At 59.4% G+C, this 24334-nt stretch carries 21 protein-coding genes; 8 read left to right on the top strand and 13 right to left on the bottom strand.

Annotated features, from left to right (window positions below):
* Positions 1–140 precede the first annotated feature (140 nt).
* The 7 genes from R6254_RS15635 to R6254_RS15605 all read left to right on the top strand — a co-directional run bounded on the left by R6254_RS15635 (position 141) and on the right by R6254_RS15605 (position 8238).
* A complete protein-coding gene (locus tag R6254_RS15635) occupies positions 141–881 on the top strand; it encodes a FadR/GntR family transcriptional regulator (protein ID WP_318408153.1) in 741 nt (246 codons plus the stop codon).
* 95 nt (positions 882–976) lie between these two features.
* Positions 977–1981: a sialic acid TRAP transporter substrate-binding protein SiaP gene (locus tag R6254_RS15630; RefSeq protein WP_318408152.1), complete on the top strand. Its 1005-nt coding sequence runs from the start codon at positions 977–979 to the stop codon at positions 1979–1981.
* A gap of 82 nt (positions 1982–2063) precedes the next feature.
* Positions 2064–2618, top strand: coding sequence for a TRAP transporter small permease (locus R6254_RS15625; protein ID WP_318408150.1), 555 nt, complete (start codon positions 2064–2066; stop codon positions 2616–2618).
* A gap of 14 nt (positions 2619–2632) precedes the next feature.
* The gene (locus R6254_RS15620) at positions 2633–4027 is read left to right on the top strand and encodes a TRAP transporter large permease (protein ID WP_318408149.1); all 1395 of its coding nucleotides are present in this window, start codon (positions 2633–2635) and stop codon (positions 4025–4027) included.
* A gap of 12 nt (positions 4028–4039) precedes the next feature.
* A complete protein-coding gene (locus R6254_RS15615) occupies positions 4040–5566 on the top strand; it encodes a UxaA family hydrolase (protein WP_318408148.1) in 1527 nt (508 codons plus the stop codon).
* A 17-nt stretch (positions 5567–5583) separates the two neighbouring features.
* Positions 5584–6741, top strand: a complete 1158-nt coding sequence (locus R6254_RS15610) for an Ldh family oxidoreductase (RefSeq protein ID WP_318408147.1) — start codon at positions 5584–5586, stop codon at positions 6739–6741.
* 78 nt (positions 6742–6819) lie between these two features.
* Positions 6820–8238 carry a mannitol dehydrogenase family protein gene (locus R6254_RS15605; RefSeq protein WP_318408145.1) on the top strand — a complete coding sequence of 473 codons (1419 nt, stop codon included), beginning with the start codon at positions 6820–6822 and terminating at the stop codon, positions 8236–8238.
* 71 nt (positions 8239–8309) lie between these two features.
* Here R6254_RS15605 and slmA read toward each other — a convergent pair whose 3' ends face one another.
* From slmA to R6254_RS15540, 13 genes are all read right to left on the bottom strand, one after another.
* Positions 8310–8945, bottom strand: coding sequence for a nucleoid occlusion factor SlmA (gene slmA / locus R6254_RS15600; RefSeq protein WP_318408143.1), 636 nt, complete (start codon positions 8943–8945; stop codon positions 8310–8312).
* Between the two features lie 121 nt (positions 8946–9066).
* Positions 9067–10461: a sensor histidine kinase gene (locus R6254_RS15595; protein WP_318408261.1), complete on the bottom strand. Its 1395-nt coding sequence runs from the start codon at positions 10459–10461 to the stop codon at positions 9067–9069.
* A 90-nt stretch (positions 10462–10551) separates the two neighbouring features.
* Entirely contained in the window at positions 10552–11232 is a 681-nt protein-coding gene (locus tag R6254_RS15590) for a response regulator transcription factor (protein WP_318408141.1), read from the bottom strand.
* 161 nt (positions 11233–11393) lie between these two features.
* On the bottom strand, positions 11394–12311 hold the full coding sequence (gene argB, locus R6254_RS15585) for an acetylglutamate kinase (protein WP_318408140.1): 918 nt from the start codon (positions 12309–12311) through the stop codon (positions 11394–11396).
* Positions 12312–12826: 515 nt separating this feature from the next.
* Complete coding sequence (locus R6254_RS15580; RefSeq protein ID WP_318408139.1) at positions 12827–14014, bottom strand: UDP-glucose 4-epimerase family protein; 1188 nt, start codon at positions 14012–14014, stop codon at positions 12827–12829.
* A 476-nt stretch (positions 14015–14490) separates the two neighbouring features.
* Complete coding sequence (locus tag R6254_RS15575; protein WP_318408137.1) at positions 14491–15615, bottom strand: glycosyltransferase; 1125 nt, start codon at positions 15613–15615, stop codon at positions 14491–14493.
* 61 nt (positions 15616–15676) lie between these two features.
* On the bottom strand, positions 15677–16489 hold the full coding sequence (locus R6254_RS15570; RefSeq protein ID WP_318408135.1) for an NAD-dependent epimerase/dehydratase family protein: 813 nt from the start codon (positions 16487–16489) through the stop codon (positions 15677–15679).
* The gene (locus R6254_RS15565) at positions 16486–17391 is read right to left on the bottom strand and encodes a glycosyltransferase family A protein (protein WP_318408133.1); all 906 of its coding nucleotides are present in this window, start codon (positions 17389–17391) and stop codon (positions 16486–16488) included. Before R6254_RS15565 ends, R6254_RS15570 begins: the two co-directional genes overlap by 4 nt.
* Positions 17388–18272, bottom strand: a complete 885-nt coding sequence (locus R6254_RS15560) for an alpha-1,2-fucosyltransferase (RefSeq protein WP_318408131.1) — start codon at positions 18270–18272, stop codon at positions 17388–17390. The genes R6254_RS15565 and R6254_RS15560 overlap by 4 nt, the downstream gene beginning before the upstream one ends.
* A 27-nt stretch (positions 18273–18299) precedes the next feature.
* Complete coding sequence (locus tag R6254_RS15555; protein WP_318408130.1) at positions 18300–19604, bottom strand: glycosyltransferase family 4 protein; 1305 nt, start codon at positions 19602–19604, stop codon at positions 18300–18302.
* 12 nt (positions 19605–19616) lie between these two features.
* Positions 19617–20552, bottom strand: coding sequence for an NAD-dependent epimerase/dehydratase family protein (locus tag R6254_RS15550; protein WP_318408128.1), 936 nt, complete (start codon positions 20550–20552; stop codon positions 19617–19619).
* Positions 20553–20669: 117 nt separating this feature from the next.
* On the bottom strand, positions 20670–21488 hold the full coding sequence (locus tag R6254_RS15545; RefSeq protein ID WP_318408126.1) for a glycosyltransferase family 2 protein: 819 nt from the start codon (positions 21486–21488) through the stop codon (positions 20670–20672).
* The gene (locus tag R6254_RS15540) at positions 21478–22950 is read right to left on the bottom strand and encodes a hypothetical protein (protein WP_318408124.1); all 1473 of its coding nucleotides are present in this window, start codon (positions 22948–22950) and stop codon (positions 21478–21480) included. The genes R6254_RS15545 and R6254_RS15540 overlap by 11 nt, the downstream gene beginning before the upstream one ends.
* A gap of 196 nt (positions 22951–23146) precedes the next feature.
* Between R6254_RS15540 and R6254_RS15535 the strand changes: the two genes are divergently transcribed.
* Positions 23147–24244, top strand: a complete 1098-nt coding sequence (locus R6254_RS15535) for an acyltransferase family protein (RefSeq protein ID WP_318408123.1) — start codon at positions 23147–23149, stop codon at positions 24242–24244.
* Positions 24245–24334: the final 90 nt, after the last annotated feature.

Genomic DNA, 24334 nt, shown 5'->3' with positions numbered 1-24334 from the left:
TTTTCCGGCTGCCCGGCCTGACGCCGTCGCCCCCACCGGCACAGGGTTTTGCCGGATGTGGGCAACCAACGTTTCGTGGGATTATTAATTGGCCTTACCACTTGTCCAATTCTGGCTAACCCTTAATCCTTCTTTCTTCCGTGCCCCTGCAAACCGTCGAACCCCAACGCCTGTACCGCCAGATCGCGGGGCAGTTGCGTGCCCTCATCACCGCCGGCGAGTTGGCGGTGGACTCGCGGCTGCCGGCCGAACGCGACCTGGCCAAACAACTGGGCGTGAGCCGGCCGTCCGTGCGTGAAGCCCTGATTGCGATGGAGGTCGAAGGCTGGGTGGAAATCCGCACCGGCTCCGGCGTGTATGTGCTGGACCGCAGCAGCCAGGCCAGCCGCAAGCACCAGGGCACACGTCCCGAGTTGTCACCCGATGAATGGGGGCCGCTGGAACTGATACGCGCGCGCCGGGTGATCGAAGGCGAAACCGCCGCCATCGCCGCGACCCAGGCCAAACGCAAACATATCGACGCCATGGCCAGGGCCGTGGACGCCATGCGCAGCGATGCCGACCGCGCCGTTTTGCCGCTGGAAGGCGACCGCGCTTTTCACACCGCCATCGTCGAGGCCACGGACAACGTGGTGCTGATCGAAACCGTGCAGCGTTTCTGGGACTCGCGCCGCGGACCACTGTTCGAACGCCTGGGCGGTTATTTTGAAACCGTGCAGTCCTGGCGCGCGGCCATCACCGAACACGAAGCCATTCTGGACGCCGTGCGCCAACGCGACGGCGCCGCCGCCCGCCTGGCCATGCACGAACACATGGACAACTCGCACACGCGTTTCAGCGTCAGCTGGCGCCAGGCGCAAAAACTCAAGGAGCCGCGTTGAACCGGCTGACACCCGCTCACCCCGAACCGCGGTGTACGACTGGCACGTACAACGCTCTTTTTTGACCGCCAGCAACCACCCCACGAGGAGACATCATGACCACCCAGACCCAGAAGCGATTCGCTCTCAAAACAATAGCTGCCTGCGCCCTGATGGCGAGCACGGTAGGCCTTTCCGGCATTGCAAATGCGCAGACCAAGCTGAAATGGGCACATGTCTACGAAACCTCCGAACCTTTCCATAAATATTCGGTGTGGGCCGGTGAAGAAATCAAAAAACGCACCAACGGCAAATACGACATCCAGGTCTTCCCGGCCTCAACCCTGGGCAAGGAAGCGGACATCAACCAGGGCCTGACCCTGGGCACCGTCGACATCGTCCTGACCGGCGCCAGTTTTGCGGGCAACACCTACAAGCCGCTGGCCGTGACTTATTTCCCCTTCATCTTCCGCGACGCCGAGCACTTGCTGAAATACGCCAAGAGTGATGTCTTCAAGGAACTGGCCAAAGGTTACGACGACAAAAGCGGCAACCACATCACCGCCCTTAACTACTACGGCGCGCGCCATGTGACCTCCAGCGCCGCCAAACCGGTGGCCAAGCCGGAAGACATGAAGGGCCTGAAAATCCGCGTGCCCGATGCACCGGCTTACCTCGCCTTCCCCAAGGCGCTGGGCGCCAACGCCACACCGATCGCGTTTGCCGAGGTCTATCTGGCGCTGCAAAACGGCACCGTCGATGCGCAGGAAAACCCGCTGCCCACCATCGAAGCCAAAAAATTCTTCGAAGTGCAGAAAAACATTTCCCTGACCGGCCACATCATCGACTCGCTGCTGACCGTGACTTCGGGCCAGCTCTGGGCCAAACTCTCGGCGGACGAAAAGAAAATTTTCTCCGACGTGATGCAGGAAGCTGCTGAAAAAACCGGCCGCGAGATCATCGCCTCCGAAGCTCGGTTGACCGAAGAGTTCAAGAAAAAAGGCAACAACGTGATCACGGTGGACAAAGCCGCCTTCCGTGAAGCCGTGCTGAAAAACACCAAGCCGACCGAACACGGCTACCGCCAGCAAGACTACGACCGCATCATCGCGATCAAATAAACCCCACCAGCGATGACCCTTGCCCGTGCTGCCGCTGGCGGCGCGGGCAACTTTTTGAAGAAGCCACCCTGCGGAGCGTTTCATGAGTGACAAAATAATCAGCGACGACGGCGAATTCCACGTCGAAGACGAGGTCGTCGACCTGTCGCAAACCACCGTCGAAGCCTGGCTGGCCTTAGGTCTGTTCTGGCTCCTGGGCCTGACGGTTTTTTACCAATTCCTGACGCGTTACGTGGCCAACGATTCGGCCGCCTGGACCGAAGAAATTGCGCGTTATGAACTGATTGCCGTGGTTTTCATAGGCGCGGCCGTCGGCATCGTCAAGAACAACCACATTCAGGTCGACTTTTTCTACCGCCACATGCCCAAGCAGCTGTGCCGCGTGTTGTCCGGACTCGTGGACTTGCTGCGCACCGGCTTTTTTGCCGCGGCAGTGGTCATGACCATCCAGATGATGCTCAAGATCGGCAACCAGACCCGCATGACGATTGTCGACCTGCCCATGAACATCGTCTACGCCTTGTGCCTGCTCGGCTTCGCCGCCATGCTGTTTCGCTCGGTGCAGGTCAGCATCATTCACTATCGCCGGGGCTACAGCGTGCTGGAACGCCCGGATTCCACCATGGACGAGCGCTGAAGCGGAAAATTGACATGCTAAAAATATTCTTCCTGATTTTTATGGGCGCCGGTATTCCGGTCGCCGTGGCCATGGCCGGTGCCTCGCTGGTCTACATCCTGTTCAGCGGCAACCTGCCGCCTTTTGTGGTGATTCACCGCATGGTCTCCGGCATTGACAGTTTTCCGCTGCTGGCCGTGCCGTTTTTCATTCTGGCCGGCAACCTGATGAACAACGCCGGCATCACCACCCGCATCTACAACTTTGCGCTGGCCCTGGTGGGCTGGCTCAAGGGTGGCCTGGGGCATGTGAACGTGCTGGGTTCGGTGATTTTTGCCGGCATGAGCGGCACCGCCATTGCCGATGCCGCCGGCCTGGGCACGATTGAAATCAAGGCCATGGAAGAACATGGTTATTCAGCTGAATTTGCAGTCGGCGTCACGGCCGCTTCGGCCACTTTGGGGCCCATCATTCCGCCCAGCCTGCCCTTTGTGATCTACGGCATGATGGCCAACGTCTCCATCGGAGCGCTGTTCCTGGCCGGGCTGCTGCCTGGCCTGCTGATGGCGGTGTTGATGATGTTGACCGTGACCTATTTCGCCTACAAAAACAAATGGGGCGGCGACATCAAGTTCTCGGCCAGCCGGCTGGCCAAGGCACTGGCCGAATTAGGCGTGGTGGCCGCCTGGCCGCTGGTGCTGTGGCTGCTGATCACCAAGGCCGGTGCACCGGCGCAAGTCACCGTGATCGCAGGACTGGTCGCGCTGTTTGTGCTCGACAAGATTTTCAAGTTCGAAGCGGTCCTGCCCATCATGACGCCAGTGCTGCTGATAGGCGGCATGACCACCGGCCTGTTCACACCGACCGAAGGTGCGATCGCGGCCTGCGTTTGGGCCATGGTGCTGGGTTTTGCCTGGTACCGCACGCTGAAATTCAAGATGTTTGTCAAGGTCTGCCTGGACACCGTGGAGACCACCTCGACCGTGTTGTTTATCGTGGCCGCCGCTTCCATCTTCGGCTGGATGTTGACCGCCACTGGTGTGACGACCGACATCGCCAAATGGGTGCTGGGTTTCACGCAGGAGGCCTGGGTGTTTTTGCTGCTGGCCAACCTCTTGATGCTGTTTGTTGGCTGCTTTTTGGAGCCAACGGCGGCCATCACCATCCTGGTGCCGATTCTGTTGCCGATCACGCAGCAGTTGGGCATAGACCCGGTGCATTTTGGTCTGGTGATGGTGCTGAATCTGATGATTGGCCTGTTACATCCGCCCATGGGCATGGTGCTGTTTGTACTGGCCCGCGTGGCCAAGCTGTCGGTGGAACGCACCACCATGGCCATCCTGCCCTGGCTGGTGCCCCTGCTGCTCAGCCTGGTCATCATCACCTACTGCCCCAAGCTGGTGTTGTGGCTGCCGAAAATGTTTTATTGAAGAGAACGATTCATGACCCCCTTCATTCGCCTGCATCCCCTGGACGATGTCCTGATCGCCCGCCAGCAACTGCTGGGCGGCGCCACGGTGGAAGGCATTGCCGTCAAGGGCCTGATCCCGGCCGGCCACAAAATCGCCACCCATGCCATCGCCGCCGGGGAACCGGTGCGGCGCTACAACCAGATCATTGGTTTTGCCAGCAAGGCCATCGCCGCCGGTGAGCATGTACACACCCACAACCTGGACATGGGGCCCGACAAGGGCGACTTCGCGCGTGACTACGCTTTTGGCGCCGACGTCAAACCCGAGCCGGCGCGGCTGGAGGCCAGCTTCATGGGCATCAAACGCGCCGACGGCCGCGTCGCCACGCGCAACTACATCGGCATTTTGTCCAGCGTCAATTGTTCGGCCACGGCGGCACGCGCGATCGCCGATCATTTTTCACGGCAAAACCATCCCGCCGCGCTGGAGAAATTCCCCAACGTGGACGGCGTGGTCGCCCTGACCCACGGCACCGGTTGCGGCATGGACACCGAGGGCATGGGCATGCAGATTTTGCAGCGCACCCTGGCCGGTTACGCCACCCACGCCAACTTTGCCGCCGTGCTGGTGGTGGGCCTGGGTTGCGAATCCAACCAGATCAACGCCTGGCTGGCCAACAGCAGCCTGCGCGAGGGCGAGACCCTGCGTGTCTTCAGCATCCAGGACACGGGTGGCACGGCCAAAACCGTGGCCAAAGGCATCGCACTGATCAATGAGATGTTGCCCCAGGCCAATGCGGTGAAACGCGAACCCTGTAGCGCGGCCCACATCACCATCGGCCTGCAATGCGGCGGCTCTGACGGTTATTCCGGCATCAGCGCCAACCCGGCGCTGGGCGCGGCGGTGGACTTGCTGGTGGCCCACGGCGGTTCGGCCATCCTCAGTGAAACGCCGGAAATTTACGGCGCCGAACACCTGCTGACACGCCGCGCGGTGAAACGCGAGGTGGGCGAAAAGCTGATCCAGCGTATCAAGTGGTGGGAGCATTACACCCAGATCAACCAGGGTGAGATGAACAACAACCCCTCGCCGGGCAACAAGGCCGGTGGGCTGACCACCATCCTGGAAAAATCCCTGGGCGCGGTCGCCAAGGGCGGCACCAGCAACCTGCAAGCCGTGTATGAATACGCCGAGCCGGTGACGGCCCATGGCTTTGTCTACATGGACACGCCGGGTTACGACCCGGTCAGCGCGACCGGCCAGGTGGCGGGCGGCGCCAACCTGATCTGTTTCACCACCGGCCGCGGCTCGGCTTATGGCTGCGCACCTTCGCCCTCGCTCAAGCTGTCGACCAACTCGGCGCTGTGGCGCAAGCAGGAAGACGACATGGACATCAACTGCGGCGAGATCATCGACGGCAGCAGCACGGTGGCCGAGATGGGGCAACGTATTTTCGAGCTGGTGCTGGCCACGGCCTCGGGCGAACAAAGCAAAAGCGAAACCCACGGCTACGGGCAAAACGAGTTTGTGCCCTGGCAAGTTGGCGCCGTGATGTAGGCCTAATCCACATATTTATGCAAAAAACACTTCAAGCCCCCGAATTACGTTCGCAAGTAGCTACTGTTTTAATAGCGGCCGGCAGTACCCCCGAAGAGGCTGCGACCGTCGCGGCCAACCTGGTGCAGGCCAACCTGAGCGGCCACGACTCGCACGGCGTGGGCATGTTGCCGCGTTATGTGGAGGCGGTGCTGGAAGGCGGCCTGAAACCCAATAGCAGCGTGCGGGTGGTGCTGGACACGGGCTCCTTGCTCACACTGGATGGCCAGCGCGGTTACGGCCAGGTCGTGGGTGAACAAGCCATGGCCTTGGGCATGGCACGCGCCAAAACCCACGGCAGCTGCATCATGAGCCTGGCCAACGCCCACCACCTGGGCCGCATCGGGCATTTTGCCGAGATGGCCGTGGCCCAGGGCCTGGTGTCCCTGCATTTTGTCAACGTCTTGTCGCGCCCGGTGGTGGCGCCTTTTGGCGGCGCCGATGGCCGTTACGGCACCAACCCCTGCTGCATAGGCATTCCACTCAAAGGACGGCGGGTGCCGCGAGGCGAACGCAGCGAAGGGCCGCCCCAAGCAAGTTCAGCCCCCCCGGGGGGCAGCGCATCACACGAAGTGGAAAGCGTGGGGGCACATTTCATCCTGGACTTTGCCACCAGCCAGGTGGCGCAAGGCAAGATGCGTGTCGCCCACAACGAAGGCCGGCAGGTTGAAGCCGGCCTGCTGATCGACGAACACGGCCTGCCGACCACCAAGCCCGGCGTGGTGGTGGTGCCGCAAAGCAACGGCCTGTTCGGCGCCCTGCTGGCTTTTGGCGGCCACAAGGGTTACGGCATGGCCGTGGCTTGTGAGTTGCTAGGCGGTGCACTGACCGGCAGCGGCACGGCGCACCAGCCGGCCGATCCGGCGATTCGCGCCGTGGTCAACGGCATGTTGACCATCCTGATCGACCCGGCCAAACTCGGCACCCAGGCGAGTTTCGAGCAAGAGGCGCTGGCTTTTGTCGACTGGCTCCAGGTGGCGCCCGCCGCCCCCGGCGTGGATGCCGTGCTGCTCGCCGGCGACCCCGAGCGTGCCACCCGCCTGCAGCGCCAGGAAACCGGCATCGAGGTCGATGCCCAGACCTGGCAAGACATGCGGGCCGCGGGGCGCCAGGTCGGCGTGGATCTGCCGGAATAAGCCTGACCAATCCGCCACTCGCTACCAAATTTATAGCTACTTGCGCCCATCCAGGCGGGGCCAGAGGCCAAAACAAACATGAAATTGAACGAACAGTCCTTGCCGGCCCTGGCCGCACGCGGCATCGCCGTGCCGAGCTACCCACGTTGCAGCGCGGCCGGCGCGGTAGGTGTCGTGCACCTGGGCCTGGGCGCTTTTCACCGCGCCCACCAGGCGCTGGTGTTTGATGCCTTGCTGCAAGGGGGTGATGGCCGCTGGGGCGTGTTGGGCGTGGCCATGCGCAGCACCGAGCTGGCCAACGCCCTGGCCGCGCAGGACGGCCTGTACACGGTGCAGGTCGCCAGCCGAGCCGGTGTGCACTGGCAAGTCAGCGGCGCCTTGTGGCAAAGCTGTGTGGCCGCGCGCGAGCCGGCGCAAGTGGTGCGCGCCCTGGCCGCACCGGCCACCCGCTGGGTCACGCTGACCGTCACCGAGAAAGGGTACGGGCCGGCGCTGGCGGCGCTGCTGGTGCCAGGCCTGGCGGCGCGCCATGCGGCCGGCTTGCCGGGGCTGACCCTCGCCTCTTGCGACAACTTGGTGAACAACGGCCGGCAACTACAAGCGCTGTGTGTCAACGCCGCTCGCGCCGAGAACCCGGCACTGGCCGACTGGATCAACACTTGCTGCGCCTTCCCCAACAGCATGGTGGACCGCATCGTGCCCGCCGCCACGGCCCAACGCCTGGCGGCAGCCGAACAAGCCTTGGGCGTGACCGACCAAGCGGCGTTGGGCACCGAGGCGTTTTGGGAATGGGTGATCGAGCGGCGGTTTGCCGACCCGTCCGACGACGCGGCGCTGGCCGCCGTGGGTGTGACCGTGGTCGACGAGGTGGCGCCGTTTGAAGAAGCCAAGCTGCGGCTGCTGAACGGCAGCCACACGGCCATGGCCTGTATGGGTGCGGTCGCGGGCTGGCCGGTGATCAGCGACTGTATTGCCCAGCCGGCCGTGTACCACTTCATCCACGGCCTGATGACACAGGAAGTCGGCCCGGCATTGCGTCGCCCGAACTGGCCCGGCTACCGCGACGCGCTGCTGGCGCGTTTTGGCAACCCCGAGCTGCAACACAGCGTGCACCAGATCGCCAGCGACAGCTCGCAAAAAATCCCGCAACGCTGGCCGCCGTCGGTGATCGCCGCCCAGCAGCTGGGGCAGCCAGTGGACAGGCTGGCGTTTGCCGCGGCCGCGTGGATGCGTTATCTGCGTGGCAGCAACGAACACGGCACGGCCTATGTCATGAACGACCCCCTGGCCGATGAATTACAAGTGTTGGCGCTGGCCCATGCCGGTGATGCCGCAGCCACCGTGCAGGCGCTGGGCACGCTGAAATCCGTCTGGGGCGAGGTGTTGCCGCAGGACACTGCCTGGCTGGCGCAGGTCAGCCGACGGCTGGCACAGATCGATCAGCTCGGGATGCTGGGCGCTTTGGCGCAACTACAGGTGGAGCTGGAGAAAGCCTGATTTGTGAATAAAATAGGCCTCTAGCCCAGATAGGGTGGGCGCTACCAGCTCACATTTTTATAGCGACTGCTTCAGCCCAGCAGCATGGCCAGACTGGCGTCCAGGTGTTCGGACGGCAGGCGTTTGAAGCCGGAACGCGAAAACCGCTGCAAGCGGCCGACCATGAAGGCCACGATCACCGAGGCCTGGACCTGCGCCTGCACCGTGGGTGTGGCCGCGCCGTCAGCGCTGGCGCCTTCGCGCAGGTTTTGCTTGAGGCTGGCCTCGAGCTTGTCAAAAAACTGGTTCATGCGTTCTTGCAGGCGTTCGTTTTCAAACACCAAGGCATCGCCGGCCATGACCCGGGTCATGCCCGGATTTTTCTCGGCGAACTGCAGCAACATGACCACCAGCTTGCGGGTGCGCACGGTCGGGTCGGTTTCGCGTTCGGCGATCTGGTTGACCAGGGTGAACACGGTTTGTTCGATGAACTCGATCAGCCCTTCAAACATCTGCGCCTTGCTAGCGAAGTGGCGGTACAAGGCGGCTTCGCTGACCTCCAGCCGGGACGCCAGCGCCGAGGTGGTGATGCGCTCGGCCCCGGGCTGCTCCAGCATGGTGGCCAGCGCCTGCAGGATCTGCACGCGGCGTTCGCCCGGTTTGGGGCGCTTGCGCGCTGCGGCTGCAGTGGGGAGCTCAGGGCTCACGTCAGACTCGAACTCAGACATAAGTGGCGTTGTAAGAGATGTTTCAAAAAAGGCTGGGAAGGTTGCGTTGGATTCTCTCACAGCCACCAGGCGCTTCTGACCGGCCAGAGGCCGGGTTGACCCGGGGGCTGGCACCGCGTTGTCAGCTGGACGCGTCCATCACCAGCCGCACCCGCAGGCCGCGCCCGGCGCCCTCCGCCGGAGCCAGGTCAGCCGGTGCCAGCACCAGCTGCGAGCGGTGCAGGCGGGCAATTTCGTCGGCAATCGCCAGGCCCAAGCCATTGCCCTCGCCGGCCGTGCCCGGCACCCGGTAAAAACGCTCCAGCACCCGCGGCAGGGCGTCCGCCGGGATGCCCGGACCGTTGTCCTCGACCTCCAGAAACACCTGATCCTCCATGCACCAGCAACGTATCGTCACGGTGCCGCCGGGCGGCGTGTATTTCACGGCGTTGTCCACCAGGTTGCCCAGCAGTTCGCGCAGCAGCCAGGCGTAGCCGGACACCTGGGCAAACGCAGCGTCCAGCCCCAGGTCTATGCCTTTGGCCGCCGCCGCATCCAGGTGCAGGGCCAACACCGATTCACACAGGTCTTGGATGTCCACCCGCTGCAGCGGCTGGCTGGCCCGGTTGGAGGCATCGACCCGCGACAAGGCCAGCAACTGGTTGGCCAGTTGCGAGGTGCGCCGCGTGGCGCTGCGCAGGGCCAAGATTTTTTCGGCCGAGAGGGTCAGCTGCCCGCCCGCCGCAGGGGCGTCGGCCGCCTGCGCCCAGGCCTCGACCTGGGCTTGCAGCCCGGCCAGCGGGGTGCGCAATTGGTGCGCGGCATCGGCGACAAAACGGCGCTGGCTCTCGGCCTGGTCATTGACCAGCGCAAACAGGCGGTTCAGCGAGGCCACCAGCGGCTGTACCTCGCTCGGCGTGCTCTGCGGGTCGATGGCGCTCAGGTCACGCGGGGAGCGGTGTTCGACCGCGTCCTTGAGCAGCAGCAGCGGTTTGAGGGCGCGGGTGACGGCCCAGTTGATGGCCAGACCGGCCGCCAGCATCAGCAGCAGGTTGGGCAACAACACCTTGAACACCACCGACCGCACCCATTGCTGGCGGGCATCGGAGCCATCGGCCAGTTGCAGGATCAGCTCGCCGGCGGCGGTTTTGACACGCTGCGCGGCGATGCGGTAGGTCACACCTTTTTCCTCCACACTGTGGAACTCCGGCTCGCGGGTGGCCGGCACCACCGCGGTGATCCAGGGCTCGCCCGCCAGGAAAACCCCCGTGGCATCTGAAATGCGAAAACCGGCATGCCCCGCCTTGATGAACTCTTCGAGCGGCGGCGCCAGCAACAGCACCGGGCTGCCGCCGGGCATGTGGCCAGGTGCCACCACCGAGTCGGCCAGCAGCGGAATCAGGCGCAGCAAGCGCTGGTCCTGCTGCAAGGCGGCGTTGCCGGCGGCGCGGTAGTCGACATAAATGCTGATCAGCGCAAACAGGCTCAGCGGCAGAAAAAGCAGCAGCAGCAGGCGGCGCTGCAAGCCCGAGGTCATACCCGCCGGCAGGCGGATGTCTGTGTGGGGGTCAGGGATGGCCGGCACGGTATCGGCGCAGGGCGGCGGGCGCATGGCCTGGGCCTTACCCTAGGCCTTGTCCGTGCCGACCAGCTCCAGCCGGTAGCCAAACCCACGGATGGAGCGCAGCGCGATGCCGTGCGGCTCCAGCTTGCCGCGCAGGCGCGAGATGTAAACCTCGATCGCGTTCGGCGTGATTTCCTTGTCCCAGCCAGTGAGCGCAGCCAGCAGTTTCTCCTTGCTGGCGGGCTTGGGCGCGTGGATCAGCAAATACGCCATCACCGTCCATTCGCGCGGTCCCAGCTCGATCAGCTGGCCATGGGCGCTGACCCGGTGGTTCGCGGAATCCAGCTCCAGCGCGCCAAAACTCAGGATCGCGCTGGTGGCCGCCTGCGAACGCCGCAGCAAGGCGCGCAGGCGCGCCAGCAGTTCGGGCAGTTCGAAGGGTTTGACCATGTAGTCGTCGGCGCCTATATCCAGGCCCTGCACCCGGTCCTGCAAGGCATCACGCGCGGTCAGAATCAGCACCGGCATGGCCAGCCCGCGGCTGCGCAGGCGCCGCGTGAGTTCCAGGCCATCGATCCTGGGCAGACCAATGTCGATGATGGCGGCATCAAAACTCTCGTTCAGCAACACTTCTTCGGCGCGTTCGGCATTGCCGACCCAGTCCACCGCATAACCGGCATCGGTGAGCCCCAGCTTGATGCCGCTGGCCAGCATCACGTCGTCTTCAACCAGGAGGAGTCGCATAGGGCCTCAAAACGTGTGAAAACGCGCTCAGGAAGCGTTGCGAGCGGTTGTCAGGCTAGGCGCATGGCGCACAGCAACCGGAATGTGCTTCACGCACATGAGGATTGCGAGCACCACGCAACGACGCATGGCAGACGCACAGTAGCTTCATGAATGCGTTTTCAGTGGGAGCGAATCATGGTCCCGTAGGCCTGGTCGGTCAGGATTTCCAGCAACATCGCGTGCGGCACCCGGCCGTCAATGATGTGAACCGCATTGACGCCGCTTTTGGCCGCATCCAGCGCTCCGGCAATTTTGGGCAACATACCGCCAGAAATCGTGCCGTCGGCAAACAACTCGTCGATTTCGCGCGCTGTCAGATCGGTCAGCAGATTGCCGGCCTTGTCGAGCACGCCAGGCGTGTTGGTCAGCAACACCAGTTTTTCGGCCTTCAGCACCGTGGCCAGCTTGCCGGCGACCACATCGGCGTTGATGTTGTAACTCTCGTTCTGCTCGCCAAAGCCGATCGGGCTGATGACCGGAATAAACGCATCGTCCTGCAAGGCCTTGACCACGCTGGGGTCGATGCTGACGATATCGCCGACATAACCAATGTCGTGCTGCTTCGCCGGGTCGTCCTTGTCCACCATATTGAGCTTTTGCGCACGGATCAGGCCGCCGTCACGCCCCGTCAGACCCACCGCCTTGCCACCGGCCTGGTTGATCAGGCCCACGATGTCCTGCTGCACCTGGCCAGCCAGCACCCACTCGACCACTTCCATGGTTTCTTCGTCCGTCACACGCATGCCCTGGACGAATTCACCCTTTTTGCCGAGGCGGTTCAAGGCCGTCTCGATCTGCGGCCCACCACCATGCACCACCACCGGGTTCATGCCCACCAGCTTGAGCAGCACCACGTCCTCGGCAAAATCCGCCTGCAAGGCCGGGTCGGTCATGGCATTGCCACCGTATTTGATGACCAGGGTCTTGCCGTGGAACTTGCGAATGTACGGCAACGCCTGCGCCAGGATTTCGGCCTTGTCGCGGGGGCCTACGTGGGAGAGGTCGGGGTCGGGGTCGATTAGCGGAGTATTGATCATGGCCAAAGGTCAAAATGGAAAGAATGCACTAATTGTGCAACATCGCGGCGCAGGCCCCCCGCCCAATCAACGCAAGGTGGTCAGGCAGGTCGGGTCAAACTTGCCAGGGTCGTAGCCAAAGGCACCGCAACGCGGAACGCCATCATCGGGATATGGAAAAAAACAGGGCGACGTCCCAGCGTCTCGCCGCCGTTCAGATTGCAGTCCTTGGTCTAGCTTGCGGGAAGGGCCAGGCTGTGCGCACAGGCCATGGGAATATCGACCACATTGCTCGGCCCAAGAGCAGTCACAGAATTAGCATAGGAGCCAAGGCGCCCAACGCAGTCTGCGGTAGATCCGCGGCGGTGCCAGCAAGCGGACGAAAACCCGAAAACATAGGCTGGACCTGCAAATTGTGTTCTTCCAAGCGCAAAGACAAGAGGAATTTGACCACGCAGTATGAGCATGAGCAACGAAGCTATCTTTCTTGCTGCCTCAGTCACAGCGACTTGGACCAATCCGCCTTCTGGCACGGCCTATTTCTCTTGCATTTTTTGCGTAGTTTTCCTCAATGCTGTATCGACGGAAACAGGGGGGGTCCAAGCAAGTAAACGCTGCGTCTTGCTCATATCAACCTGCAGCGTATCGCAGAGCCGGTTAACGATGCGCTCTGAGCCCGAGATGCGCCCGGCTACCCGAAGCATGAATACCGGCACAGCTAACAGCCTGGCAGGTTTTCCCAACGTCGCCGCGATTCGCTGCAACAGTTCCTTCACAGTCAGATCCTCGCCATCACTCACCAGAAAAATCTGATTGGCCGCCTCAGGATGAACCAAGCATGTCATGAGGAGATCAACAAGATTATCGATTGCGACCAAGCTTCTGTGATTTTTCAGCGCCCCAAATGGCATGGGAATACCCATGCGCAACCAGTGCACCATCGCCTGGAAGTTGGCCTTTACGCCAGGCCCATAGACAAGCACCGGGCGGACAATGACCACCTCCATACCAGTCTGGCCGGCCAGCTCAATCAACGCCTTCTCTGCCTCAAGCTTTGAAACACCATAAGGATCCGTCGGTTGCGCCACATCGTCCGCAGTAAAAGGCTGACCTACCGCCGTCTTCTCTCCATTCACCTTAATCGAGCTGATAAAAACAAAACGACGCACACCGGCGCTAGCCGCCTGACGTGCCAGATTGAGAGTGAGGGCCACGTTAACCCGCCGGAATTCCGCCAAAGGATCTGCAACCGTGTCGTTCATCACGTGGACACGCGCAGCAAGATGCACCACACTGTCAACGCCTGAGAGGATAGTCGCCCATGGTGTGTACTCATCGATGGAGCCCATCGCCAGCTGCTCCACGGCAGTTGGCCAGTCGAGCGGGGCATTCTCCCGAACCACGCCTAATACAGTACAGCCACTCAATGGCAGAGCGTCACACAAGGCCCTGCCGATAAAGCCATTGGCCCCCGTGACAAGCACTCGCCGGCCCGTCAAGGCAAGTTCTGGAACCGTATCGGGGGAGGCGTTAGGGCTGGTGCCGCCCGAGTCAGCGACAGCTTTGCTTCTGAACACTCCACTCCATTTTCGCCAGTTAATCACGACTAGCTCCGGAAAAATCCGAGGCACACGGCTAGACGTCAAAACCACAAGCAAGGCTATGCAAGCCAGAAGGGAAAATGAAAGCAACAATGTCTGCAGTACGCCTTGCGAATCAATCACAGGACTCACCTCCCGATAGATTCCGCCGCCGAACCGGCAGCACAAAAACAACAGAAGAAACAAGACTGTGGCCCGAAATCAAGGGGGTTCTATTTCTGACATTCATCTCTGATTCTTTTTACTACGACAGTAACTTGGGAGCGCCACCCGGCACGTACTCAAGTACCATCCGACTAGCGCATAACATGGAATGAAAACCTTACGATAGCAGTGACTCTTTCCTCGGCGCAAGTCATCCACCCTGCGAACCTTCCTAGCCTCCGCGGCTTGAAATATCAGCAACCGGGAAAGTAACGAAACCTACGCCCAGGCAGAATGTGGCGGTAGACTGCCTCACACCGCTGCACTCCTAGCGTCATGTCTTAGGCTCAACAACCTCAATTTTGGCGAATTTCAGTGTGCATCAGCAATGCCGACAAATCACATTCGCCAATTTGACGCCAAACACTTTGAACCGAGTGATGAGGGGCGCGAGCTTATCGCGGTAAAGCACCCAGCATCGCCTGGTAAAAATCTGCGAAGGCACTCACTACTCGCTCCTCAGAGTATTTTTCAGCGACTCTGGTGCGCGCAGCCTCGCCCATCGTTAGTCGAACCTCCCTGCTTAAGGCCAGCAAGGCCATCGCGTCGGCGATTTCAGGAATCACAGCGGGTCGATGGAGAATACCGGTGACGCCCTCTTCGACCGCGTCGGTCACCCCGTATATGCGCGACGCGATGGCAGGCAGCCCGACCGCGGCGGCCTCAATGATGACTGAGCCAAAACCCTCCCGGTAGCTTGGCAGGCAAAGTATGTCAGCGGCCCTCATGTACCGCTCAGGTTCGCCAGTAAACCCGACCATATGGACCCTTCCGGAAACGGCCTCGGCCAACCTGGCTACTTCCCGACCCAGCCCCTCCTCATCCGGGCCTACCACCATTAAATGAACGTGTTCATTCACGGTTGCAACGCTGGTGAAAGCCTGCGCCAGATCCAGCAAGCCCTTGTCGCGCGTCAAGCGGCCGACAAAAAGAAACACAACGTCATTTTCCGGTATTTGCAAGCATCTGCGCAGATCGAGACGCGCACGCTGATCGGCGCTAAAGCGTTTCATGTCTACGCCCGCTGCTGAACCGTCAGCCAAAACACCTATCCGTGCGGGTGCCACGACTTTCTGCTCGACCAGAAAGCTGCGCTGGGAATAGCTGTCGGCGAAAACCCTGGTTGCACAGAGGGCCATCAGACCGTCCAGCGTCTTCAACAACGCCTTCCGGATTCCGCGCTGGGTGGCCCACACCTGGCCCGTGAACGTATGGAAGCGAAAGGGTATGCCCGCAGCCTTCGCCGCCATCATCGCCAGCAGGCCGGCTTTAGGCATGATGGAGTGCACGGCGTCAAACCGCTGCACACGAAAAAACCGCCAGAGGCGAAAGAATGTCGCAACGTCCTGTCCGAGCGCGATTTTTCGTTCAATATCCAAAGGCACAAAACGGATGCCCGACAACTCGGGAATCAGGTCACCGGCAACCCCATTGGCCAAAATCGTCACATCGTAATCGCGGCTGAGTCTCTTGACCTGCGGGCTCAAAAACACATTGACGGCGAACGGCACGGTAGCCACGATGCAAACCTTACGACGACGAATAGCATTTTCAGGGGACTGTGTTGCGGAGACCATGGAATTAAAAAGGATCCCGCTCAAAGCTGCTGGCCAAATAGTCCTCAATTTGGATGAACTTGTAACCAAACAGTGCTTTCAATCGCGACATGTCGGCCCTGGAGTACTCTGCCTCCCGAACACTGTTGGGCTGAATGACCAGTTCAGGGTGGCGCGCCCGGATCAAATCCACCAGCGTAGAAACTTTCGTTGCAACTCCCGTACCCACGTTCAACGTGGTGTGCGGAACATTGAATTTCAGGAGTTGATGGACGATCGCCGCGACGTCGGCTACATGAATGAAATCCCTTTGAGCGATGCCCGCATTGTTCAAGGTAAAGGGGCTGCCATTTTTCAAGGCTTTTCGAATATGGCTCAGGATGGAAAAGTGATCCGTCCCACCGTACATGTTAAAAACCCGCAATATTTCATACTGGATGAGGTTCGCCTCGCAGAACTCCGAAATGATCTTTTCATTGAGCAGCTTGCTGATCCCGTTGATGCTGGCGGGATGGCAGGCGCTTGACTCTTGGGAACGAATACTGTCACCGTAAACGGCGCAACTGCTCATGAATATCAAGCGGGGAATTTCATGGGCCTTCATTGCCTCGAGCAACCTAGCCGTCGTGACGACGTTGGAATCGAGCAATTTCGTCGGCGAACGCGCCATTGAACTCTGAAGATCGCTCGCGGCATGTATCACGACATCAACTCCGCGAGACAACAACTGATCAATGTTGCCCCAATCGCCGCGGTTGATCGCAATAACATCACCATCGGCCCGCGCCAGGAATTCCCGGCCGAAGTTTCCGCTGGCACCCGTGAGCGCGATCCTCATTTTCTTTCCAATGCAGCGTACTCGGCAGCAGCCGAGGAATGGTCCGTGCGAATGTTACGCCACATGTCCGTCCATCTCGATGCGGTCTGCGCATCGACGGGACCCAGCGTGTTGCGCGCAGGCTTGACACGAAGCCCGATGTTAAGAAAGTCCCCGGCAATCCTCAAGGGCTGCAAGATACTGAGCAGCACAGCGTCCAAGAACTTGCGCCGGGCAAGTGCATTTTTGCCGATCGCGCGCCAGAAGACAAGGCGCCTCATGAACATTTTTCTGAACGAGCGGCCGTCTTCCCGATACGCGAGCAACACCTCGCGCAGCCCCGCGAAGCGGCTCGTGTCGAATGTGCTGTACAACAGAAGTTGATCCTCGGCACCATCCGCTGCGGACACATAGCGGTGTGCTGCGAACCAGCTCTTTCTCCCCATCCAGCTCGGATGAGGAAAGTAAAAACCCTTCCAAGGGTGGCGGCCGATGGTCTCGTGACTTTGTGACACCTCGATCACCCCCGTAAGACTTCCGTCGTCACGAAATACTACGACCGACGATGCAAGCAGGTCGACGTCGGGGTGTGCCTCAAGAAACTCGACCTGAGCCGCCAGCCGGTGAGGAAATGCAATATCGTCCTGATCCATACGGCAGAAATACTTGCCTTGGGCCATCTCCACAGCCTCATTCAGCCGCACGGAAAGCCCTTTATTCATCCCATCCGACAGCGCAAGAATCCGGGGATCCAGAAAGCTTTTGGCGATTCGCGTACTCTCGTCTCGCGAACCGTCGTCTATCAGGATCAATTCCCAATTTTCGTAGGTTTGAGCACGTATGGAGTTGACCGCATCGGCCAGCGTTGCGCCGCCGTTGTAAATCGACAACCCGATCGTGACCAGGGGGGAGTCGGGGTTCAATGAGCCCCCTCTGGGTCGACGCAGATCCACAGTGACGGATTCAAAGAGGAAACGTTGTGCAATTTCGAGGAGAACCAGTTGGCCGGATAAAAAATCTTTTTCCCAGGCGCCCAGCCCAGCCACGCAGCCCACCAGCTGAATGAACTGTTGGCCATCACGTGATGCTTGCACAGGCTCATAAGACGCATGTCTTCATAGGAGGAAAGGCCAGAGTTATGGTCAACAAAGGTCACATCACCCGGAAATCTGAGATTTTCCCTTGCCCATGGAAGGTCGTCGGAAAAGACGAAAAAGTGGGGGGCATTGATCTCCCGGGAGATGCGGGCCAGCGCCAACTCGTAATAGGCAAGACCGACAAATCCGTGAACGCTGCTGGCCACCGGATTTGACACGTAGTCGCCCCGCCGGACATGAACTGACACCGAATTTTCCTGCGCAATACTTCGGGCGAGCTGAAGGTTCTCCCCTTGGAGGGGTAAGCTCGGCCTGAGTTCCGCCCGAATCTGGTCCGCAAATTCCTCAAAATATTTGTAGGACTGCCAATACCCCTCTAGGTAGACAGGCGCGTGGCATTCCAGAACTGCAGGATCAAAATCGAAGCCTTTTTCACGGAAGTAACTTTTTCCATGCATGCCCAGCTTGTGACGAATCATTCGAGGAATTTTGTAAGACGATCCCGCCAACGTTCCAACCTCGGCGGACGATGCGATGCTGGCAACGATATTAAAGGGCTCCAATGCATATCCGCTGTGAATCACGTAGCGGTCAAACGCCGACGTATCCAGCTTAAGCTCGCACTCATTGGCCAGCGCCAGTGATCGGCCAGCCGCATATTGAAACATCTGGTTTCCGAGGCCTCCGAGGAGCTTTGTGATGATCATATTCGCCTAGTACAACTCAGAAATAGTTCAGGCCGAAGGCCCGGCAACAGCCGTAGGTTCTTGCTGTGCGGCAGTTTGGCCCAAGAGCACCTGTTCATACCGCTCGGCTATTTTCTCCCAATTGAATTTCTCGCTCCAGTTTTTCCGCCCGGCGCGGCCCAACGCCTCAAGGCGTTCCGGCGCCCGCATCAGCGCGGTCATCGCGACGGCCAACTCTTCTTCCTTCACCTGCGTATAGCCTTTCCCGTCGACCGTGGAAGGGCATATGACGCCTGCCCCCGTCCACTGCGCGATTTCAGAGGCATTCCCAACTTCCACGGACAGAAAGGGGGTACCGGCTGCTGCGGTTTCGAATAAAACCAGAGGTGAGTACTCGATCTTCGACGCGAAGACAAACAGGTCTGCCGCCATGAACAGTTGCGTCAAATCCTTCCGCGGGAAATCAGTCAGCAAGACGACTTTTTGGGCCTGAGATCGATTGATCTTCCCGACCGTCTTGAGAAGGTCTTTGTCGCCTGGCCAGATCTTTCTGAACGTCTTCTTGAGCAAGTAAGGCAATCCCTGCACCTTGAGCAGGTGGACGATTTTTCTGTAAATACCCGAAACCCCGTGTACGGGGGCCTTGACCTGGTTGCCGTTCAGGATGAGGGTCGCGTGCTCATTCTTCCTCAGCTTGAGCAGGGAAAACGCTCGCGCCAGTTCAAGATGCCCTTTCAAGCCGGTGAAGGTGCCAACGGTGAAAAAGACAAAGGATTGCTGCGGTATGCCGTGTGCGGAACGAAACGCGCTGTTGGGCTCGACATCGAATCCACTTCGGCTCGCGCCGACCGGAATTACCGAAAAGTTCTTCAGCCCGCAACTGCGTGCAAAATTGATGTCCCGGTATTCGGTGGAATGAAACACCAGATGATCGAGTTGCCTGAGGATGGCCGGGAGTTGCTCAAAATACCCCGCGTAGGACGGCTCGTAAAAGCCCGAGTAACCGCATGGAATGAAAATTTTCCGGGATTCAATCCGATCAAGGATTGGCCAGAGCGCATCAAACGTCCATTGCTGCGCTGCCATGACCATCACCGCGTCAAACCCCCCGTCAATGACGTACTGCTGGTACCGCGATACCTCACCGGTCATGCCAGATACGCCATTGCCGGATACGTCAAAGCCTTCGATCCTCACGCCATTAAGCGACTGGAAATCGCGATCCTGCAACTGCGATGTGGCCACCGTGACCTGATGTCCCCTGAGCGTCAGCTGCTCGGCCAACTCACGCATGACCTCTTGCACACCACCGACGCTGGGCGCATAGAACTGGCAACAAAAAAGTAAGCGCATGGGCTGTAAGCGTCAGGGACACCTGGAATTGCTGCAATACCAGTCCCAAGTTCGCGCAATACCCTCGGCAAAGTCTATCTTTGGTTGCCACCCGGAAAGAGCTCGGAGTTTTTCCACGTCCAAAACATTGGCGGCCACGTCAAATGACCGCGGTTCGACATGCGTGATTCTGGGTTGGACGCCTGAAGCATGGGCAACGCGAGATATCTCTGTCAGTACCTCAAGATTGGACCTCCCCACCGAACTGCCGATGTTGTACGACTCGCCCGGCACACCCTTGTCGAGAGCGCTGACCAATGCGTGCGCGACATCCTCAACGTAAATATAGTCCCTGATGGTCCCCTGCTGCCCGAAGACTCGAATCTCCTGGCCCGAGATCATCGAAGCCATCGCCGTCGCAATGAAGCCTTGGCCCACGTAGGGCATTTGCCTCTCGCCAAACGGGTTGGACGGTCTCACGCAGAGGACCGGCAACTGCCGCATGCGATGATAGACCTGCGCGTACTTTTCCAACGCCAGCTTGGTGATCCCATAAGGAGAAATCGGGTTGGTGGGATGTGTTTCCGGAACAGGCAATTGCAAGGCCTCCCCATAGACCGTGCCGCCCGATGAGACAAAAACCATCTTCCGCAAATTCAGGCCGCTGGCCACATCAAACAACGCGACGGAGCCGGGAAGGTTGTCAACAATATCCTGAATGGGATTCTCGAAACTCGTTTTCGGCACGCTTGAATAAGCGAGGTCCACCAACTCATCTACCCCCTCCAGCGCGCCGGCAATGAAAGGCCGGTCCCTGATGTCACCCTGAAGGTAAGCCACACCTGGCGGCAACGTGGTGGCGTCCCGGTCGCGTCGACCGACCACTAATACGTCACGACCGGTACCGCGCAAGGCGGATACCAGATGAGAGCCGAGAAACCCCGCTCCGCCAATAACACAGCACCTCATGCGCGACTACGCCGGAGGCGTTGAACAAAGTACACGAGTGAGCCAGCCATGGTGATAAAAGGAACTTCCGGAATTAATGTTAATGCCAATGTACTCAGCGCCTGCGCGCAAAGCGCGCTAGGAGGAACTACTACCCGTATGCCGCCCTCTGCGCAGAACTGAGTTGAGAATTTCATTCCCAACTTCCAATGCCCGAGTCAATGTATACAGCATCCAGCCTAGATTCTCCCTCCGTATCTGGCGACACTCCTGAATCGTGAGTGAAACGTTGCCGGAAAAGCCACCACGGTAGTGAGTGGCGGTGATCAATTCAGAGGTACTGAAACGATGGCGCCGAAGAAACAAGCGGAGAAACAGGTCATAGTCTGCAGCGATTTTAAACTGCTCCCTGAACCTGTACTTTTTTTGCAGATCGCTACGCACAAATGTAGACAGATGCGGTACGGTATTGAAAAAAAACAGTCTCCAGGCGGAAAGTTCTAACAGGCCCAGCGGCTCCCCAGTCTCCGAGACCGCGCCGCTGCGGCAACTGAGTAACTCAGGCCTTCGCCGGCCCAACAACGCCACAGCTTGGCTGAACCCCTCCGGCAGAAGGTGGTCGTCGCCATTGAGAAACAAGGTGTAGTCGCCGGAGGCGAGCGCGGCGCCCTTGTTCATCGCATTGTAGATACCACTGTCTCGCTCCGAAACCAGAATATCCACGATATCGTCATACCGTGCGAGGATTGCCGGCGTCGAATCCGTCGAAGCACCGTCAATCACGATGTACTGGATGGCCGGCGTCTTGATGCGCCGCACGGATGCAAGCGTCCGTTCCAGCGTAGCCTCGCAATTTCGGGTCACAGTGACAATCGACAACAACGGCCGTGAGCCTTGATCCGAGCCAGTCATTCGCGACGACACATCAGCCGGCGAGCCAGGCACCTCAGACGGCATAACGTGCTCCAACACATTCAAGTTCAACAGCGCCATCTTCGGGCAACCACCTTGACAGTAAAAAGGGAATGAAAAATATCCATAAGTATTCGACAGACAAGATATAGGCGTTGGATGCAGAGCAGATCACGAAGAAAACACTTCCGCACAAAAGGGGCACGGTCATCTGGCGGGGCAGCAACGGCGAAAGCGCCTTTTTCACCCAGCGCAGGTATACGAGCGCAAAAATGGAGATGCCCACAAGCCCGATATGCAGCGCCATGCCCAGGTAAGTCAGCTCAAACCGCCAAGGCTGCTGTTCGGATCGGATGCAGTCCACGGTCACGTATCCCAACCCCTTACCGAACCATGGCTTGATAGCAACTTCCTTGACCAGCGTGGTGATCTGAGCCTGTCGGACAACGGCGCCCAACTTGTCCGAAGCGAGCCCCGTACCCAGGTAGTTTTCCATTGCACAGGCGTTGCTGCGCAATGCGTACAAATTCGCGAATGCGCCTTGCTGTTTCAACATCGGATCAAATGGCATCTGCCTATCCCTGCGCTTGACCGAATCGCCCAGTTCTGGAAAGGAGTTGAACATGGCCTGAACATAAGTGGCCCGTTCAAAAGCTGCGATCTGCGGAAATATCACTAAGGCTAGAGCCCATGGCGCCACCAATTTTGCCGCAGCCCTCAGGTCGCGATGGCGAAATACATGGCAAAGCAGGGTGCACACGCTCAAGGCGGTAAAAAGAACGAGGATGGCCTTTCGCCCCGACAGCAGCGCCATGAGCAAGGCCGCCGTGAACAGCAAAAAGTTGACCCACGACTGCTTGAAGTAATAGTAAGCCGCCATGACGGGAAGCAGAAAAATCAAGGGCGTAATCTGCAAGGTGTAGACCTTGGTGTAGCCATCGGGAAATTGAATGCGAAAAAGGGTCGCGGCCTCCAGCAGCGCGCGCAAACTGCCGCTCTCGGTGAAAAATAAGAAATAGAACACCAGCAGGTTCGCCGCGCATATGGCCTTGAGGGCGGGCTCCATGTATTTCAGCGAAAGCAATGCGAACGCAGGCCGATGAAACACGAGCAAATAGACAATCGGAGCCATCACAAAGAGCGCAAACTCGCTCCTGGCACCAATGTTTCCGCTGGAAAAGCCGTAAATGGCCCCCCATAGCCCCGGAACTATGATCAGCCAGTTAAGCGGCCAGTAACGGTCCCGGCCGAAGCGCTCTAGAAAAATCCTTACTACGCTGATGGCGAGCAAGGCTTTCAGGCAGTAGAAGAACAGTGTCGTACTGGTGTAAAGCAGTGACAAAACCAGCAGCGCCAGCTGCAACATCACAACCCCACGGAGCAGGTATTGGTAATATTTACTTGCGACTATTCTGGCGGCAAACTTGTTGCTTTTCTCGAAAATCTCTTGTACCGAAGCGTGCATATTGAAAATCACTGTTTTTATCGTCTTCGCCGCATCGAACAAGGAGCATATTCAGGGATCGAGAGCGGGTTGCCTCCACTAAAAGCGTATTGATGATGTTACCCCACTGAAGCCCTGGCAACTCGCTCCCGAGTATCAGTTTGGACGCGTCACTCAAACACCTGGGACATCGGCGCGGCCGAGCAAACATCACGCCCCGGGCGATAGAATCGCCGCACTATACAGATCAAGGGTCACCATGGTGAAGGAATGCGCTACTGACACAGCAAAAAGTGGGCAGCATGCAAACAATTTTGATGGTGTGAGATTGCTCGGCGCCCTGTTTGTGCTGCTGAGCCACCAATTCGCGTTGTCGGGGCGCCATGAACCCGAGATCATAGGCTCACACACTTTCGGCAACCTGGGGGTGCTGATGTTTTTCTCCATCAGCGGCTTCCTCATCATGCAAAGCTGGCAGCGGGACCCCCATCTGCCGAGATTCATGGCTCGCCGGCTGCTGAGGATATGGCCTGGCCTTGCGGTCGTAACCCTGCTCACGGCCTTCGCTCTCGGGCCGCTGGTTTACCAGCTGGGGCCGATCCAATACTTCAGGTCTTCTGAATACCGGCAGTATCTGCACGAACTGTACTTCGGCCTCTCCCGCGGCATGCTCTTTCCGAGCAATCCGTTTGTGAGTTCAAACGGATCACTGTGGACCATCCCCATTGAAGTGTGGTGTTATCTGGCGCTCGGCACCGCCGGGGTACTCGGGGTTTTCCGCCGCCGGGAAGCGCTGCCCCTGATCATCGCTTCAAACGTTGTGTACTTCCTGTTCTTTTTCGGAGGACAAGCGGCGGGCACCGCCTATGCAGCCGGATCGCATCTCTTTCCCAGCCTGGTCGCATGGCTGTACTTTGCCGCGATATTTTTCCTGGGCGCGACCATCAATATGTACCGCCCGACGCTTCTCACGACCCATAACAAGCTGGTTATCGCCATTGCATTGACATTGGGGCTGCTTGCAATTGTTTTTGTTGAGTACAGCACTGCGCTCTTCTTCATCGTTCCCATCGTGACAATCAGCATTGCCGTTCGCTCATGGCCGTGGCTGAAGGATGCCGGTTGCTATGGCGATCTTTCTTACGGCATCTACCTCTATGCCTGGCCGGTACAACAAGTCGTCATACTCCTGCTCGGAAAGGACGCTCCCTATTGGCTCTTGGCCGCTTGTTCGTTGACAGGAGCCGTAGCCCTCGCTTTTTTGTCATGGCACCTGGTTGAAAAACGCGCGCTCCTGATCAAGCCGCGAGGCGCACTCCAACGCAATCCCACATTGAATGCGTCGCCCGCCGGTTAGACGCCTGCATCTGCAAGTGACGCGCTCCCTGCCGATTCAACGGCGGCGCCATCAGGTTCGCGGCTTCGACCGACAGACCGACAGGGACAG

The organism is Polaromonas potterensis (genome assembly GCF_033446725.1).
GTDB lineage: Bacteria > Pseudomonadota > Gammaproteobacteria > Burkholderiales > Burkholderiaceae_C > Polaromonas.
This window is presented reverse-complemented; position numbering and strand designations above follow the sequence as displayed.

Coding starts and splice junctions, on each gene's coding strand:
- R6254_RS15630 (WP_318408152.1), top strand. CDS start 977: ATGACCACCCAGACCCAGAAGCGATTCGCTCTCAAAACAATAGCTGCC.
- R6254_RS15625 (WP_318408150.1), top strand. CDS start 2,064: ATGAGTGACAAAATAATCAGCGACGACGGCGAATTCCACGTCGAAGAC.
- R6254_RS15620 (WP_318408149.1), top strand. CDS start 2,633: ATGCTAAAAATATTCTTCCTGATTTTTATGGGCGCCGGTATTCCGGTC.
- R6254_RS15615 (WP_318408148.1), top strand. CDS start 4,040: ATGACCCCCTTCATTCGCCTGCATCCCCTGGACGATGTCCTGATCGCC.
- R6254_RS15610 (WP_318408147.1), top strand. CDS start 5,584: ATGCAAAAAACACTTCAAGCCCCCGAATTACGTTCGCAAGTAGCTACT.
- R6254_RS15605 (WP_318408145.1), top strand. CDS start 6,820: ATGAAATTGAACGAACAGTCCTTGCCGGCCCTGGCCGCACGCGGCATC.
- slmA (WP_318408143.1), bottom strand. CDS start 8,945: ATGTCTGAGTTCGAGTCTGACGTGAGCCCTGAGCTCCCCACTGCAGCC.
- R6254_RS15595 (WP_318408261.1), bottom strand. CDS start 10,461: ATGACCTCGGGCTTGCAGCGCCGCCTGCTGCTGCTGCTTTTTCTGCCG.
- R6254_RS15590 (WP_318408141.1), bottom strand. CDS start 11,232: ATGCGACTCCTCCTGGTTGAAGACGACGTGATGCTGGCCAGCGGCATC.
- argB (WP_318408140.1), bottom strand. CDS start 12,311: ATGATCAATACTCCGCTAATCGACCCCGACCCCGACCTCTCCCACGTA.
- R6254_RS15570 (WP_318408135.1), bottom strand. CDS start 16,489: ATGAGGATCGCGCTCACGGGTGCCAGCGGAAACTTCGGCCGGGAATTC.
- R6254_RS15560 (WP_318408131.1), bottom strand. CDS start 18,272: ATGATCATCACAAAGCTCCTCGGAGGCCTCGGAAACCAGATGTTTCAA.
- R6254_RS15555 (WP_318408130.1), bottom strand. CDS start 19,604: ATGCGCTTACTTTTTTGTTGCCAGTTCTATGCGCCCAGCGTCGGTGGT.
- R6254_RS15550 (WP_318408128.1), bottom strand. CDS start 20,552: ATGAGGTGCTGTGTTATTGGCGGAGCGGGGTTTCTCGGCTCTCATCTG.
- R6254_RS15545 (WP_318408126.1), bottom strand. CDS start 21,488: ATGCCGTCTGAGGTGCCTGGCTCGCCGGCTGATGTGTCGTCGCGAATG.
- R6254_RS15535 (WP_318408123.1), top strand. CDS start 23,147: ATGGTGAAGGAATGCGCTACTGACACAGCAAAAAGTGGGCAGCATGCA.